Below are 15,701 nucleotides of genomic sequence, written 5' to 3' on the forward strand. Positions count from 1 at the left end.
AATGCCCATGGCGCAGTCGACTCCGGTTGTGCAGCGATCCGCCTGCACCCACTCGGCACGCATCGCGGTCGGGCCACGGCACAGCAACCCGCATGGCAGGGCTGCGGCGGACCACCGCGACGGCATGCCGCTGCGAGCTGCAGCAGCGGCGGCAGTCTTGGCTACGGCAAATCGAGCAGCGCACACGCTTCGCGGCGCAAGCCGGTCACCGCGTGTGTCCCGTCCTGGTCGAAGCGCAACGATGCCTGGGTCGGCGCGAATGCCGGCCAATTCGGCATGCCAGCGCCATTGGGATCGCCGCTGCGCGCGAACGCGGCCCAGTAGCGCTGCAGGTTCAGCGGCGGCTGGCCGATCGGCAGGCCCTTGAACACGAACGGCAGTTCGGCGCTGTGGGTCACGCGGCCGCCGGGCGCGGCCAGATCGAACTCGTAGTGCCAGACCGGCACGCCCTGTCGCGCCTGCGCGCGCGCCGCTGCCAGCGCCGGGCAGCGGAAGGTCAGGTCGGTGGCCAACTGCATCGGCGCGTCGCCGTAGCGCGGATCGGGCACGGCCGCCGCACCGGGAGACGGCGCCAGCACCTGCGCGGCTTGCGCAGGATAGTCGCGACGCAGCCGCGCCTGCGCGCCGCCAGCGCCGCCATAGGTCAGTTCCTGCGCCACGCTGCCGAGCAGCAGCGGCACCCGCTGCTGCGCGCCGGCGGCCAGCAGCGCCGCCGGCGCGCGCGGCAGCACCTGGCCATCGACGATCGCCTGCAGCCAGATGTAGCCGTCGTCGTCCAAGGCCGGCACGTCGACGCCCTGCGCCGCCTGCAACAACTGCGCGAACGGCAAGCGCCGCAATGCCGGCAAGCGCTGCGTCGCGCCGATCCCGGCACGCTGCGCGATCGCCGCGCCGAGCGCCTCGTTCTCGCCCAGGCTGCGCGGCGGCAGGCCGAAGCCGGCGGTGCCGCTCTGTTCGATCGCCGCGCGGAACAGCCCTTTCGCCAGCGGCGACAGCTGCAGCAGGCCCACGTCCTGGGCGCCGGCCGATTGGCCGAAGATGGTCACCTGCGCCGGGTCGCCGCCGAAGCGGGCGATGTTGTCGCGGACCCAGCGCAGCGCCGCGATCTGGTCGAGCAGTGCGTAGTTGCCGGAAGCATGGCGCGCGGATTCGGCGCTGAGTTCGGGCAGCGACAGGAAGCCGAACACGCCCAGCCGGTATTGCACGGTGACCAGCACCACGCCCTGTTGCGCCAGCGACGACGGCAACACGTCGGCGCCGCCGGCGACGTTGGCGCCGCCGTGGATCCACACCATCACCGGCTGTTTCGCTGCCTGATCCAGGCGCGGCGTCTGCACTTCCACGTACAGACAGTCTTCGCTGGAGCGCTGCGCCAGCGCATTGTTCCAGCCGATCGCCGGCTGCGCGCAGGTCGGCGCCGGCTGGCTGGCATCGCGCACGCCACGCCAACGCGCCGGCGGCTGTGGCGGCCGCCACCGGTTCGCGCCGGTCGGCGGCGCGGCGAACGGGATCGCGCGGAACAGCACGCTGCCGTCGGCCTGGACCTGGCCGCGCAAACTGCCCGCGGCCAGCGTCACCTGCGCCGCAGGCACAGCCGCGGCGGGCGCCGCGCGCGCGCCCGCCAGCGGCGCGAGGGCCAGCAGCAGGCACAGCAGCGCCGGCTTCACCGTGCAGCGCCCGACGCGGCGACGCGGCTGCGCCAGGCGCCGAGCAGCACCGCGGTGGCGGCGGCGACGTTGAGGCTTTCCACCGCGCCGCTGCCGGGGATCGACAGGCGCAGTTCGCAGGCCTGCGCGAAGTCGCGGTCCATGCCTTCGCTCTCGGCCCCCATCACGTAGACCAGGCGCGGCGGCAGCGCGGCGGAGAACACGTCGGCGCCGCCGTCCACCAGCGTCGCCGCCAGGGCGAAGCCGGCCGCACGCAATTGCGCCAGCGCTTGCTCCGCCGGCGGTAGCCGCACCAGCGGCAGCGCCTCGGCGCCGCCCTCGGCCACGCGCGCGGCGGCGCCGGACAGGGCCAGTGTCGCGGTGTCCGGCAGCAGGATCGCGGCGGCGCCGAAATGCGCGGCCGAGCGCAGGATCGCGCCGAAGTTGTGGGGGTTGCCGACCCCGTCCAGCCACAACGCCAGCGCCGGACCCGGCGCCAGCGTCTGCAGCCACGCCGCCAGCGGCAATGGTTCGGCGCGCATCACGTCGGCGACCACGCCTTCGTGGTGCGCGCTGGCCGCGAGCTTGTTCAGATCGGCTTCTTCCACCACGCGGTAGCCGACGCGATTGGCCGCGCACCACTTCAGCAGCGGCTGCAGCGCCGGAATCCGCGCCTCTGTCAGGTATAGCTTGCGGATCGCCTCCGGGCGCCGCGCGTACACCGCGCGCACCGCGTTGAGGCCGTACAGGCGCAGTTCGCCGCGGTTGGCGTCGGCCGCGCGCGGCACCGGTGCGGCGCGTTCGGGCGGCGCGGGCGGACGCGGGCTGCGCGGGCTTTTGCCCCAGGGCGAGGTCATCGGTGCACGCCCATGGCGCAGCAGGAACGAAGGGCATGACGCATGGGAAGTCTCCTGGAAAACGCGCGGGTCGCGCGCCAGGCCGGCGCGCTCGGGGGATTTTCGCTCATTCGGGCGCCGCCGGCTGCCCCGGGTATGCCGATCGCGTGCCGACACGTGTCTACGCAGCACAACACGAAATGCAAACGCCTCGCCAGCCCGATCGTGAAGCAGCTCTCCATGGCTGCGCATTATGCGGAATTCGCAAATTTACGCGCAGAAGTACAACAATAACATGCGCCATCTATGGTTCATCGTCGCCGCTCCTTCCGCCCTCCAGGCAGGTCTTATCGAGAGACCCCTCGCCCGTCCCATCCACTTTGCTCACGGGAATCCGGCAACCCCGATCCGGCGCCCACGTGCGCATCCGTGTCGCAATACGCCGGTTTCCGAAATCCCTTTGCGCATTTTCACGATAAGGCGATTCCATGCACTTCGATCACCGTACCGCGCCCTCGGCGGCACGCCGCCGCGCCTGCGCCGCGCTGCTGCTATTGCTGCCCCTGATGGGCCTGAGCGCCACCGCGCTGGCGCAGACATCCTCGCCCGATGCGCGTCTGGCGCGGGTCGGCGCCCTGCCCGCCGAGCACAAACCTGCAGGCGTCCCCGACGACTACGTGCAGACCCCGTTCGGCTACTTCCCGCCTGCCTGCGTCCGTCAGATCCACAACGGCGAGCGCATCCTCAAGGACGGCAGCCTGAAACACGCCAATGGCACGCGCGAACCGGCGCAGGCCTGTACCCAGGACAACTTCACTGCCAACGGCACCCGGGTGCGGCCCGACGGACGCGGCATCGAGGGCCAGCAGGTGCGGAGCACTGCGGCGCTGGCAGCATCAAGGTCGCGCCGCTCGGTGCCGCCGCCGATCCCCCACGGCTATATAAATATCGGCGGCTACCACACCGGCACGCCGCTCGGACGCATCGTGGCGAGCTGGATAGTGCCGCAGAACCCGACCAACGTGGCGGGACAGGTGGTGTACTTCTTCCCTGGGTTGCAGAGCGATGATCCAACGATCCTGCAGCCGGTAATGGGCTACCGCGGCGAAAACAACGGCTGGGATCTGAGCAGCTGGAACTGCTGCCAGGACGGCACGGTGTGGAGCAGCGATTTCATTCCGGCCAAGACAGGCGATCAGATCGTAGGCGACATGTATGCGACCTGCGGCACCGGTAGCCCGTGCTATGACTGGAACGTCGACACCCGCAACGTCACCACTGGCCAGAGCGTAAGCCTCAGTACCACGTACGACATCGATTCGGACTCGCACCTGGTGATGGGCGGCGCGCTGGAGGTTTATTACCTGGACAGTTGCGACCAGTACCCGCCGGAAGGCAGCATCACGTTCACCAATATCGGTGTGTACGACTACCAAATGAACCGCGTGCGGTCGCCACCGTGGCGCGCGCTGGACCAAAGCTCCGGACTCGACGTGCAGTGCGACTACGATGTGCAGACCACCTCCACCTCGGCGACGCTCTTCTACTGATCGCGTTCTGTCCCAAGGGCATGACACCGCATGCAAGGCCGCGTGGCGCTCATTCGCCGCGCGGCGCGGGCGGCACCAGGCCTTCGCGCCACAGATCGGCGTTCTTGATGCCCAGCGGCGGCGGATCGAACACCAGGTCCAGGCCCGCCTTCTTCTGTCGCTTGTAGTCGCGCAGCGCCAGCAGCGCCGGCTTCTGCAGGATCAGGATGGCGATGCTGTTGCGCCAGGCCATCAGGCCCACGCCGATGTCGCCCAGCGACCACGCCAGCCTGGCGTCGTGGAACGCGCCGAACACCACCCTGCCAAGGATGCCCAGGCGCAGCACCAGCACGCTGAGCGGACGGCGGCGGTTGCGGTTGCGGTTGCGGTTGATGTAGCTGAGGTTGGTCTCGGCCATGTCGTAATGTGCATGGATCGGCGCTGACTGCCAAATGCATCTCGCTCCAGAGGTGCACGCGGCGAGCGGGCGCCACCGTGCAAGTGCGATCTGCGCGCAGGCCGCCGTCGCATCCTGGTGCATCCGAAGGATGCCTGGCGCTTAACCAGCTCGCGCGATCCTGCCGCATGCGAATGCGCGGCGAGACGGGATAGGAATCGTGCTCGCGGCAAACCGCCGCACGAATGCTCACCGAACCGGCATGATTCTTCCGCGTGAAACAGCGCAGAACTGCTCCCGATCACGGCTCCGACATGACCGACCTGACGGAAGGATCGTGCCTGCGCCGATCCTTCCGCATCCAGCGTGTACTCACCACCTCGCTCCGGTGCGCAATGCACCAGCCGCGGCATTCACTTCAATGATTCGCTGTGGCGACGGTTGCCTCATCGACATCGTGCTCCACCACGCTCCAGGCGAGGATGCCATAGCCCTTGTTGCCCCACTGGGTGCCCCAGTGGTTCTGGATGAGCAGTCCATCGGCGTTGTAGCCAACCGCGAGAACTTCATGATAGCCCCGGATCTTGCCGCTGCTGTCTCTATCGACCGGGTTGCTGGGGGACAGATTGTCGAATCCAGGGCGCACCGGAAGGCCGATCGCGACCGGCTGATGATTCGCCAGCGCCGCCTTCAGTGCGTTGCTGAGTGCACTGCCGCCGTTGGCGTTGTCGTCGGAGAACAGCACGGTATAGTCCTTGAACAACTGCGGCTTGAATCTTGCCGCATTCGCGCGCTCAGCGTCGGTCGGCAGAGCATTCCAGTCGTAGTTGCCCTGGAAATAGTCATGCTCGGTATCGATCCCCTGCTCGATCGAGAGACGAAACGCGTCCATCGTATCAGCCCCATCGTCGACGCCGCCGTTTATCTGGGAATAGAGGTACATCGGGGCGAACAGGTTGACGCTTTTCCCATTGAAATTGGCATACCAACCGGCGAGGTCATGGGCGACGGTCCACGCCACGCATGATTTGACAGTTCCCTGATCGCCGATCGCCACCGCCCAGCGGCTCAGGTCGACGCTGCTCGGCAGTGCAGACGCGATGTTCGCGGCGCTCACCTCGGGCATGGTCACCGGCTGTCGCAGCTTCGGCAACATTGCGCCCATGCCATGTCGCGCGTTGTCGGCCATCGCCAGGCCCGCGCAAGACAGGCCCGCGAGGCAGATGAGACCGGACCAGGTCAGGCGTGTGTTCTTCATTATGTTCTCTCCTTTGAAAAGTCATTGTTTCGACAACCGGCGGTTGCCAGATGAGGTATCGCGATCGCAACGGCCATGCATGTCCATGCATGTCCTCGTCGCCGAGCGCGCACACGGCTGGCACCGCGAAGCGTGGCGAAAGCGCGAAAGGAAGGCTTGGCCGAATACGCGTTGAAACGCGATAATTCAGCACAACCTCCGCAAATCGAGATACCGTCTCGGCAGGCACACCGGCGAACTGTCCGCGTGCGATCGCCATAGAAGCCTCGGCGTCACGCGGGCGACGCATGCCGACCCTAGCGCCTCTGGCACCCGTGGCCACGACCATGTGCCCTCGGCAACCGCATAGCGAGCCGGAAAACCCGCATCCACGCCTCCATCATCGCCGGCGGCGATGCGGCGCGCCGCACTAAGGCGCCTGTATGCGGCCGAATAGGTAGAGGTCGTGCAAGCGCCCATGCTTGCGCAGCGCGCCGCGGCGGACGCCCTCGCGGACGAAGCCGTTCTTTTCCAGCACCCACGCCGAGGCCGGGTTGCTGTCCAGCACGCTGGGTTCGATGCGCAGCAATCCAAGTGCGGGGATCGCCCAGTCCAGACACGTGGCGACGATCCGCGTCATCCGCCCCTGGCCCCAGTAACGGCACCCCAGCCAATAGCCCAGTTCACCGACATGCGCGCGCGCGCCACGCCCGGGACGCAAGGCGATGCTGCCGCAGGCCTAGCCGTCGATCTCGATCGCCAGCAGCGGATGGCGCAGCTCGACCAAGCACCCGGCCAGGAACGCCTCGCCGTCGGCGCGCGTATACGGATGCGGGAAGCGTTCGCTGAGGCCGCGCACCACCTGCGCAGCGTCGGCATGGCGCAGCAGCGCATCGGGATCGTCGCCGCGCCAACGGCGCAGTTGCATGCCGTCGATGCTCAGGCGCAGATCGCGCCACGCCGTGGCGCTGGGGTCATCTGGCATCGGCGGCGCTCCTGCAGAGGGGCATCCGGGCATACCGCGGCGCAACCAGGCGACGCGCGCGCGCAACGTCCGCGCTGCTGCCAGCGCACACGACAGGCCGGCGAAAGGTTTGCGCGCGCTAATGCAGCGCGCCCTTCCTTGCACGATCGTCCCGAGCCGTCCGATGCATTCCGCGATCTCCCCCGCTGCGGCACGTATTCCGATCGTCATGTACCACAACATCGCGCAGGCGCCACGGCAGTTGCAGGTATACCGCAGCCTGTGCGTCGCGCCGGCGCGCTTCGCGCGGCAGATGCGCCTGCTGCGGCGGCTGGGCTACCGCGGCGTATTCTCGCGGACCGCACTGGAATTGTCGCCCGCGGCCAGGGCGCCGGCACCCTGGCCGCGCATCACCCCGATCCGCTCCATATAGGCCGGCAAGCGCCGGGTCACGCTGTTCACCAGCATGTACGACTCGACCCGGGGATCGAGCGCGAGATTGCTGAGCTGCGCCAGCGCCGAGACGAAATCGAGCAGCCCTTCCACCTGCGCGGTATGCCGGGCGAAGCTCTGCTGCGGCGAAAGCGACTCGCTGTCCTGCTCCAGTGCGCGCCAAGCGTCGCGCAATGCCGCCCAGCGTTGGCCAAGCCCGAGCTCGCGGCCGGCCCAGTCGAAATAGGCATCGAGTGCGGAGATGGCCTTGGCCGCGCCGGCACGGGCTTCCCCCACCGCCTTGCGCGCGCCGGCATCGCCATTGAGCAGCCGGTTCATGTTGCCGCGATGGCGCTGCATCTGCGCCGCAAGCTCGACCGCCGACCCGATGGCCTGCGCGCCGATGCGTTCCTTGCGCACGAAGTCCACTTCCCTGCCGAGCAACGGCACGAAGAACGCCAAGGTCACCAGTGTCGCCAGCAAGCCCACTGATCCGATCAGCCGCAGGCGTCATGCCCGAGACATCGCACGTCATTGCGACCCCCAAACCCTAGCGGCTGCGCTGACGCTGACTGAAGCACGCTTTGCGCATCGCTGCCGCCGGCCGTGGCTGGACGGACACTGGCCAGCACGAGTGGCGCATCTGCGCCTGCGCCGCGTGTGCCGCGATGGCCGCGGCGCCGCTCAGTCGTGCGCGTCCAGCCAGGCCAGCACCTGCGCCGCCAGCGCCTGGGCGTTTTCGCCGTCCGCGTGCAGGTGCAGCTCCGGCTGTTGCGGCGCCTCGTACGGCGAATCGATGCCGGTGAAGTTGGGGATCTGCCCGGCGCGGGCCTTGGCGTACAGCCCTTTCACGTCGCGCGCTTCGGCCACGTGCAGCGGCACGTCGACGAACACTTCGACGAACTCGCCCGCGGCGAAGCGCTCGCGCGCCATGCGCCGTTCGGCACGGAACGGCGAGATGAAGCTGACCAGCACGATCAGCCCGGCGTCGGCCATCAGCCGCGCCACCTCGGCGACGCGGCGGATGTTCTCCACGCGGTCCTCGTCGGTGAAGCCAAGATCGCGGTTCAGCCCGTGGCGCACGTTGTCGCCGTCGAGGATGAAGGTGTGATAGCCGAGCGCGTGCAGGCGCTTGTCCACCAGGTTGGCGACGGTGGACTTGCCGGCGCCGGACAGTCCGGTGAACCACAACACCTTCGGCGCCTGGCCCTTGATCTTCGCACGCGCGGCGCGGTCCACGTCCAGGTGCTGCCAGTGCACGTTGCCGGCGCGGCGCAAGGCGAAATCCAGCGTGCCGGCGGCGACGGTGGCGTTGCTCTGCCGGTCGATCAGGATGAAGCTGCCGAGCGCGCGGTTGCGCGCGTACGGCGCGAACGCGATCGCCTCGTCCAGCGACAGGTTGCAGTAGCCGACCTCGTTCAATTCCAGGCGCTTGGCGGCCAGCCGCTCCTGCGTGTTGACGTCGATGCGGTGCTTGATCTCACTGACGCTGGCCGACACCGTACGCGTGCCGAGCTTCAGCCAGTACGGACGGCCGGGCAGCAGCGCGGCATCGTCCATCCACAGCACATGCGCGGCGAACTGGTCGGCCACTTCCGGCGGGTCGGCGGCGGCGGCGATCACGTCGCCACGGCTGATGTCGATCTCGTCGGCCAGGGTCAGCGTCACCGCCTGCCCGGCCACGGCCTGGTCCACGTCGCCGTTGCCGTCGAGCACTCTTGCGACGGTGGAGCGGCGCGCCGACGGCAGCACCACCACCGCATCGCCAGGCCGCACCTGGCCGGCGGCGAGCGTGCCGGCGAAACCGCGGAACTGCTGGTGCGGGCGATTGACCCACTGCACCGGCAGGCGCAGGCCGCTGTCGGCGTCGCGCGCGGCCAGGTCCAGGCCTTCCAGGTGTTCGATCAGGGCCGGGCCGTCGTACCACGGCGTGCGCGCGGACCGCTGCGACAGGTTGTCGCCGTCCAGCGCCGACAGCGGGATGCATTGCACGTGCGCGATGCCCAGTTGCGCGGCCAGCGCACGGTAGCTGGCGACGATCGCATCGAACGTGGCCTGATTGAAATCGACCAGATCCATCTTGTTGACCGCCAGCACCACATGGCGGATGCCGAGCAGCGAGACGATGTAGCTGTGGCGGCGGGTCTGGGTCAGCAGGCCCTTGCGCGCATCGACCAGCACCACCGCCACATCGGCGGTGGACGCGCCGGTAGCCATGTTGCGGGTGTACTGCTCGTGGCCGGGGCAATCGGCGACGATGAACTTGCGCTGGTCCGTGTCGAAATAGCGGTAGGCCACATCGATGGTGATGCCCTGCTCGCGCTCGGCGGCCAGGCCGTCCAGCAGCAGCGCGTAGTCGATCTCGCCGCCACGGGTGCCGTGGCGCTTGCTGTCGGTGCTGAGCGCGGCGAGCTGATCGTCGAACAGGCGCTTGCTGTCGTACAGCAGGCGCCCGATCAAGGTGCTCTTGCCGTCGTCGACGCTGCCGCAGGTGATGAAGCGCAGCAGGGGTTTTTGTTCGTGTTGCTGCAGGTAGGCGGCGATGTTGTCGCTGCGGGACTCGGGACTCGGGACTCGGGACTCGGAGGATGCCGCGAACTGCGGGCCCACGGGGGCTACAGGTGATCGGCCGCGGCCGACCATATCCGGCACCGGATCCCCATTCCCTGATCCCGGCTTTACGCCGAGTCCCGAGTCCCGGGTCCCGGCGTCTGATCGAGTCCCGAGTCCCGTTTTCATCCCCATCAGAAATACCCCTCCAACTTCTTCTGCTCCATCGACGCGCCCGGATCCTGGTCGATCACCCGCCCCTGCCGCTCCGAGGTGGTGGTCAGCAGCATCTCGGCGATGATCTTTTCCAGCGTGTCGGCCTGCGACTCGACCGCGCCGGTCAGCGGATAGCAGCCCAGGGTGCGGAAGCGCACCTGCCGCAGCTGCGGCACTTCGCCGTCGCGCAGCGGCAGCCGCGCGTCGTCCACCATGATCAGCGCGCCGTCGCGTTCCACCACCGGGCGCTCGGCGGCGAAATACAGCGGCACCACCGGAATCGACTCGCGGTAGATGTACAGCCAGATGTCCAGCTCGGTCCAGTTGGACAACGGGAACACGCGCACGCTCTCCCCGGCATGGACCCGGGCGTTGTACAGATTCCACAGCTCGGGACGCTGGTTCTTCGGGTCCCAGCGATGCTTGTCGTTGCGGAACGAGAACACCCGCTCCTTGGCTCGCGCCTTCTCCTCGTCGCGGCGCGCGCCGCCGATCGCCGCGTCGAACTTGCCCTGGTCCAGCGCCTGCTTCAGGCCCTGGGTCTTCATCACGTCGGTGTGCACGGTGGCGCCGTGGGTGAACGGGCCGATGTTCTGGGCGACGCCGTCGGGGTTGATGTGCACGCGCAGGTCCACCCCGGTTTCGGCGGCGCGGCGGTCGCGGAACGCGATCATCTCGCGGAACTTCCAACGCGTATCCACATGCAGCAGCGGGATCGGCGGCGACGCCGGCGCGAACGCCTTCAGCAGCAGATGCAGCAGCACCGAACTGTCCTTGCCCACCGAATACAGCAGCACCGGATTGCGGAACTCGGCGGCCACCTCGCGCAGGATGTGGATGCTCTCGGCCTCGAGCCGGTCGAGGTGGGACAGGGCGGAAGAATGCTTCGGGGACAACGCAAGACTCATTGGAAAGGGGACGTGCCGAGGGTAGCAGCGACCGCGGCGACCGGGGCCGGCAGTGTGTGCTGCAGCTTGCGGGCATTGAAATAAGCGGGGGGCATAAGCCGATAACCCCTGCTCCTTTCTGCCTCGCGCAACGAATCCCTAACATCATTCATCCCTTCTCCCCACCCGGACCGGTCATGACCGCCGCCTCGCCCGCGTTGCCGCCCAGCCCCTTGCCCGACGAGCGCAAGGCGCTGCTGGCGCGGACGGTGGAGGGGCTGGATGCGGCCAGCCTGTGGTGGCTGTCCGGTTATGCTGCCGGCCTGGCCCAGGGCCAGGGCCACGCACCGCCGTCGCTGGCGGTGCTGCCGGGCGGCGCCGCGGCCAGCCACGGCGCGCAGCGGCTGAGCATTGTCTACGGCAGCCAGACCGGCAACGCCCGCCGCGCCGCCGAACAACTGGCGGCCGACGCCGAGGCCGCCGGACTGACGGTCCGCCTACTGCGCGCCGATGCCTACCCGACCCGCGAACTGGCCAGCGAGCGCCTGCTGTATGTGGTCATCAGCACCCAGGGCGAAGGCGATCCGCCGGACGACGCGATCGGCCTGGTCGAATTCCTGCAGGGCCGCCGCGCGCCCAAGCTGCCGGAACTGAAGTACGCGGTGCTCGGCCTGGGCGATTCCAGCTACGCCGACTTCTGCGGCATCGGCAAGCGCATCGATGCGCGCCTGGCCGAACTCGGCGCGCAGCGGCTGCTGCCGCTGGGCGAAGCCGACCTGGACATCGACACCGTGGCGGCGCCGTGGCGCGCCCAGGCGCTGGCGCAGGCGCGCGAACTGCTGACGAGCGCGGCCGCGCTATCGGCGACGGTGACCCCGCTGCGCAGCGCCGCCGCGGCCGCCTGGAACCACGCGCGCCCGTTCGCCGCCGAGGTGCTGGCCAACCAGCGCATCAGCGGCCGCGACTTCAAGGGTCCGCGCTACGCCGCGCATGGCCAGGCCGACAAGGACGTGCGCCACCTGGAACTGTCGCTGGCCGGCAGCGGCCTGCACTACGAACCCGGCGACGCGCTGGGCATCCGCCACCGCAATCCGCCGGCGCTGGTCGAGGCCATTTTGACGGCGACGCGACTCGACGGTCATGCCCACGTCACCGTCGATGCGCAGACTCTGCCCTTGCACGAGTGGCTCGCCGCGCATCGCGAACTGACCCGGGCCTCGCGGCCGTTCCTGGCCGCGGTCGCCCGCCGCTCAGCCGCCCCCGCGCTGGAGCAGCTGCTCGACCCTACCCAGACCGCCGGTCTGGCGGCGTTGCTGGCCGATCACCAGGTGATCGACGTGCTGCGACGCTGGCCGGCGGATTGGGACCACAGCGCCCTGCTCGACGCGCTGCGGCCCCTGGCCCCGCGCCTGTATTCGATCGCCTCCAGCCGCAAGCGGGTCGGCGACGAAGTACACCTCACCGTCGATGTGCTGGCCTACCAGGCGCACGGCCACACCCATGGCGGCGCGGCCAGCGGCTATCTGGCGGCTCTGGCCGAAGGCGACAGCGCCCCGGTCTACATCGAACCCAACGAACGTTTCCGGGTGCCGGCCGACGCCAGCCGCGACATCCTGATGATCGGTCCCGGTACCGGCGTGGCGCCATTCCGCGGCTTCGTACAGGAGCGCGCCGAGAGCGGCGCCAGCGGCCGCAACTGGCTGTTCTTCGGCGCCCGCCACTTCAACCAGGATTTCCTGTACCAGACCGAATGGCAGCAGGCGCTGCGCAGCGGCGAACTGCAGCGCCTGGACCTGGCGTTCTCGCGCGACCTGCAGCCGCTGCGCGACGGCAACGTGGCGGACAAGGTCTACGTGCAGCAGCGCCTGCGCGAACACGGCCGCGACGTCTACGACTGGCTGCAGAACGGCGCGCACCTGTACGTGTGCGGCGCGATCGGCATGGGCAAGGACGTGCACGCCACGCTGCAGCAGATCGTGGTCGAACACGGCGGGCGCAGCGCCGAGGACGCGGCCGCCTATCTGACCTCGCTGCAGCGGGAGGGGCGGTATGCGCGCGATGTCTATTGAGTTGGCGGGACTCGGGACTCGGGACTCGAAGAACGGAAGTCGGTAAAGCCTCAGTGCGCGATCGTGCGCTTTTCCGAGTCCCGAGTCCCGAGTCCCGAGTCCCGAGTCCCGCAAATGAGCCACTCCGTCGAAGACATCAAAGCCGAAAGCCGCCGCCTGCGCGGGTCGCTGCTGCAGAGCCTGGCCGATCCGGTCACCGGCGCGCTGCGCGAGGACGATCAGACCCTGATCAAGTACCACGGCAGCTACCAGCAGGACGATCGCGACCTGCGCGACGAGCGCCGCCGGCAGAAACTCGAACCGGCCTACCAGTTCATGATCCGCACGCGCACGCCGGGCGGGGTGATCACGCCGGAACAGTGGCTCAAGCTCGACGCCATCGCCACCACCTACGGCAACCATTCGCTGCGCGTGACCACGCGCCAGGCGTTCCAGTTCCACGGCGTGATCAAGCGCGAGCTGAAGGCGACGATGCAGGCGATCAACGCCGCGCTGATCGACACCCTGGCCGCCTGCGGCGACGTCAACCGCAACGTGCAGGTCGCCGCCAATCCGCTGGCCTCGCGCGCGCACGCCACGCTGTACGCCGATGCCGCGCGCGTGTCCGAGCACCTGCTGCCCAATACCCGCGCCTACTACGAGATCTGGCTGGACGAGGAGCAGATCGTCGGCAGCGGCCAGGAACCGGAGCCGATCTACGGCGACACCTACCTGCCGCGCAAGTTCAAGATCGGTTTCGCGCTGCCGCCGATCAACGACGTGGACGTGTTCGCCAACGACCTGGGCTTCATCGGCGTACCCGGCGCCGATGGCGCACTGGCCGGCTACAACGTCAGCATCGGCGGCGGCATGGGCGCCAGCCACGGCGACGCGGAGACCTACCCGCGCGTGGCCAACGTGATCGGCTTCATCGCGCGCGAGCAACTGATCGATGTCGCCACCGCGGTGGTCACCACCCAGCGCGACCTCGGCAACCGCACCGTGCGCAAGCGCGCGCGCTTCAAGTACACCATCGACGACCATGGCCTGGAGGTCGTGGTCGCCGAGATCCAGCGCCGCGCCGGCATCGCGCTGCAACCGACCCGCGCGTTCGCGTTCGAGCACAACGGCGACCGCTACGGCTGGAGCGAAGGCGATGACGGCCGCGCGCACCTGACCCTGTCGCTGCCGGCCGGGCGCATCGCCGACCACGACACCGGCGCACGCCACCTCAGCGGCCTGCGCGAGATCGCCGAACTGCTGCAGCGCGACGGCGATGGCGTGCATTTCCGCATGACCTCCAACCAGAACCTGGTCATCGCCGGCATTCCCGCCGCGCAGCGCGCTGCGATCGACGCCCTGGTACGCGCGCATGCGCTGGACATCGGCAATCAGGCGCGTACCGCGCTGGCGCGCGCGGCGATGGCCTGCGTGGCGCTGCCCACCTGCGGCCTGGCGATGGCCGAGGCCGAACGCTACCTGCCCGACTTCGCCGACAAGCTGGAGCCCTTGCTGGACCGGCACGGGCTGCGCGAGGCGCCGATCCTGCTGCGCATCTCCGGTTGCCCGAACGGCTGCTCGCGGCCGTATCTGGCCGAGATCGCGCTGGTCGGCAAGGCGCCCGGCCGCTACAACCTGATGCTCGGCGCCGATCACCGCGGGCAGCGCCTGAACACGCTGTACCGCGAGAACATCGGCGAGCCGGAAATCCTCGACGCGCTGGATCCGCTGTTCGCGCGCTACGCCAGCGAACGCGTCCCCGGCGAGGGCTTCGGCGACTTCCTGCACCGCAGCGGCCTGGTCGCACTACCCGCCTACCCCACCCACCGTCACCTCATTCCTTCGGAACTGCACGCATGAGCGCCCTGCCCGCCTCCGCCCACTACGATTCCGCCAACGCGCCGATTGCGGACTTGGACCTCGACGCGACCAACGTATTGCTGGCACCGATGAGCGCAGTGCAGCGCGTGGCCTGGGCGCTCGAACACGGCCCGGCGCAGGCCGCGCTGTCGTCGAGCTTCGGCGCGCAATCGGCGGCGACGCTGCACCTGCTGACCCAACAGTTGCCGGACATCCCGGTGATCCTGATCGACACCGGCTACCTGTTCGCCGAGACCTACCGCTTCGCCGACGCGCTCACCGACAAGCTCAAGCTCAACCTCAAGGTGTACCGGCCGCTGGTCAGCCGCGCGTGGATGGAAGCGCGCCATGGCCGCTTGTGGGAACAAGGGATGGTCGGCATTGAGCAGTACAACAACCTGCGCAAGGTCGAGCCGATGCGCCGCGCGCTGGACGAACTGAAGGTCGGCACCTGGTTCACCGGCCTGCGCCGCAGCCAGTCCGACAGCCGCGCGCAAACCCCGTTCGTGCAGAAGCGCGGCGAGCGCTACAAGATCAATCCGATCGCCGACTGGAGCGACCGTGACCTGTGGCAGTACATGCAGCAGCACGGCCTGCCCTACCACCCGCTGTGGGAAGAAGGCTACGTGTCGATCGGCGACGTCCACACCACCCGCCGCTGGGAACCGGGCATGCGCGAGGAAGACACCCGCTTCTTCGGCCTCAAGCGCGAGTGCGGCATCCACGAGGACATCTGACGCGAACGCGCCGCGCGTCCTCCGCGGGCCCGCACAAGCCTTTTTGTGGGAGCGACTTCAGTCGCGACGAACGCAGCGGTGAACCTTCCGGCTTCGGACGCAGTCGGGGCTGAAGCCCCTCCTACAGGGCACCCAGCCGGCACCGCGCGCAGCCTTGTAGGAGCGACTTCAGTCGCGACGAACGCAGCGGCGAACCTTCCGGCTTCGGACGCAGTCGGGGCTGAAGCCCCTCCTACAGGGCACCCAGCCGGCACCGCGCGCAGCCCCTGTAGGAGCGGTTTCAACCGCGACGAACGCAGCGCTGAACCTTCCGGCTTCGGACACAGTCGGGACTGAAGTCCCTCCCACAGTGCACCCAGCCG

At 68.9% G+C, this 15,701-nt stretch carries 12 protein-coding genes and 1 pseudogene; 4 read left to right on the forward strand and 9 right to left on the reverse strand.

Features of this window, described 5'->3' with window-relative positions; genetic code table 11:
• Positions 1-161: 161 nt before the first annotated feature.
• Positions 162-1,667: a carboxylesterase/lipase family protein gene (locus KHF85_RS14950; protein WP_409976622.1), complete on the reverse strand. Its 1,506-nt coding sequence runs from the start codon at positions 1,665-1,667 to the stop codon at positions 162-164.
• Positions 1,664-2,503, reverse strand: coding sequence for a TrmH family RNA methyltransferase (locus KHF85_RS14955; RefSeq protein WP_284567263.1), 840 nt, complete (start codon positions 2,501-2,503; stop codon positions 1,664-1,666). The genes KHF85_RS14950 and KHF85_RS14955 overlap by 4 nt, the downstream gene beginning before the upstream one ends.
• Before the next feature lie 467 nt (positions 2,504-2,970).
• Here KHF85_RS14955 and KHF85_RS14960 point away from each other — a divergent pair, with 467 nt between their 5' ends.
• Positions 2,971-4,032, forward strand: coding sequence for a hypothetical protein (locus KHF85_RS14960; protein ID WP_284567264.1), 1,062 nt, complete (start codon positions 2,971-2,973; stop codon positions 4,030-4,032).
• A 49-nt stretch (positions 4,033-4,081) separates the two neighbouring features.
• Here KHF85_RS14960 and KHF85_RS14965 read toward each other — a convergent pair.
• The 7 genes and pseudogenes from KHF85_RS14965 to cysD all read right to left on the reverse strand — a co-directional run.
• Positions 4,082-4,447, reverse strand: a pseudogene (locus KHF85_RS14965) (alanine:cation symporter family protein); the annotation flags it as partial.
• A gap of 379 nt (positions 4,448-4,826) precedes the next feature.
• Positions 4,827-5,666 (reverse strand): C1 family peptidase, encoded by an 840-nt coding sequence (locus KHF85_RS14970; protein WP_284567265.1) that lies wholly within the window; start codon positions 5,664-5,666, stop codon positions 4,827-4,829.
• 409 nt (positions 5,667-6,075) lie between these two features.
• Positions 6,076-6,372, reverse strand: coding sequence for a GNAT family N-acetyltransferase (locus tag KHF85_RS14975; RefSeq protein WP_345782186.1), 297 nt, complete (start codon positions 6,370-6,372; stop codon positions 6,076-6,078).
• A 12-nt stretch (positions 6,373-6,384) separates the two neighbouring features.
• Positions 6,385-6,630 (reverse strand): hypothetical protein, encoded by a 246-nt coding sequence (locus KHF85_RS14980; protein WP_284567267.1) that lies wholly within the window; start codon positions 6,628-6,630, stop codon positions 6,385-6,387.
• Positions 6,631-6,945: 315 nt separating this feature from the next.
• A complete protein-coding gene (locus tag KHF85_RS14985; RefSeq protein ID WP_284567268.1) occupies positions 6,946-7,503 on the reverse strand; it encodes a nitrate- and nitrite sensing domain-containing protein in 558 nt (185 codons plus the stop codon).
• A gap of 222 nt (positions 7,504-7,725) precedes the next feature.
• On the reverse strand, positions 7,726-9,684 hold the full coding sequence (gene cysN / locus KHF85_RS14990; RefSeq protein WP_284569568.1) for a sulfate adenylyltransferase subunit CysN: 1,959 nt from the start codon (positions 9,682-9,684) through the stop codon (positions 7,726-7,728).
• Positions 9,685-9,785: 101 nt separating this feature from the next.
• Positions 9,786-10,715 (reverse strand): sulfate adenylyltransferase subunit CysD, encoded by a 930-nt coding sequence (cysD, locus tag KHF85_RS14995; RefSeq protein ID WP_284567269.1) that lies wholly within the window; start codon positions 10,713-10,715, stop codon positions 9,786-9,788.
• A gap of 176 nt (positions 10,716-10,891) precedes the next feature.
• Between cysD and KHF85_RS15000 the strand changes: the two genes are divergently transcribed.
• The 3 genes from KHF85_RS15000 to KHF85_RS15010 all read left to right on the forward strand — a co-directional run bounded on the left by KHF85_RS15000 (position 10,892) and on the right by KHF85_RS15010 (position 15,339).
• Positions 10,892-12,763: an assimilatory sulfite reductase (NADPH) flavoprotein subunit gene (locus tag KHF85_RS15000; protein WP_284567270.1), complete on the forward strand. Its 1,872-nt coding sequence runs from the start codon at positions 10,892-10,894 to the stop codon at positions 12,761-12,763.
• Between the two features lie 114 nt (positions 12,764-12,877).
• Positions 12,878-14,602, forward strand: coding sequence for an assimilatory sulfite reductase (NADPH) hemoprotein subunit (gene cysI / locus KHF85_RS15005; protein WP_284567271.1), 1,725 nt, complete (start codon positions 12,878-12,880; stop codon positions 14,600-14,602).
• A complete protein-coding gene (locus tag KHF85_RS15010) occupies positions 14,599-15,339 on the forward strand; it encodes a phosphoadenylyl-sulfate reductase (protein ID WP_284567272.1) in 741 nt (246 codons plus the stop codon). The genes cysI and KHF85_RS15010 overlap by 4 nt, the downstream gene beginning before the upstream one ends.
• Positions 15,340-15,701: the final 362 nt, after the last annotated feature.

Origin of the sequence: Xanthomonas graminis pv. graminis (genome assembly GCF_030168915.1) — a bacterium.
GTDB classification, from domain to species: Bacteria; Pseudomonadota; Gammaproteobacteria; order Xanthomonadales; family Xanthomonadaceae; genus Xanthomonas_A; species Xanthomonas_A translucens.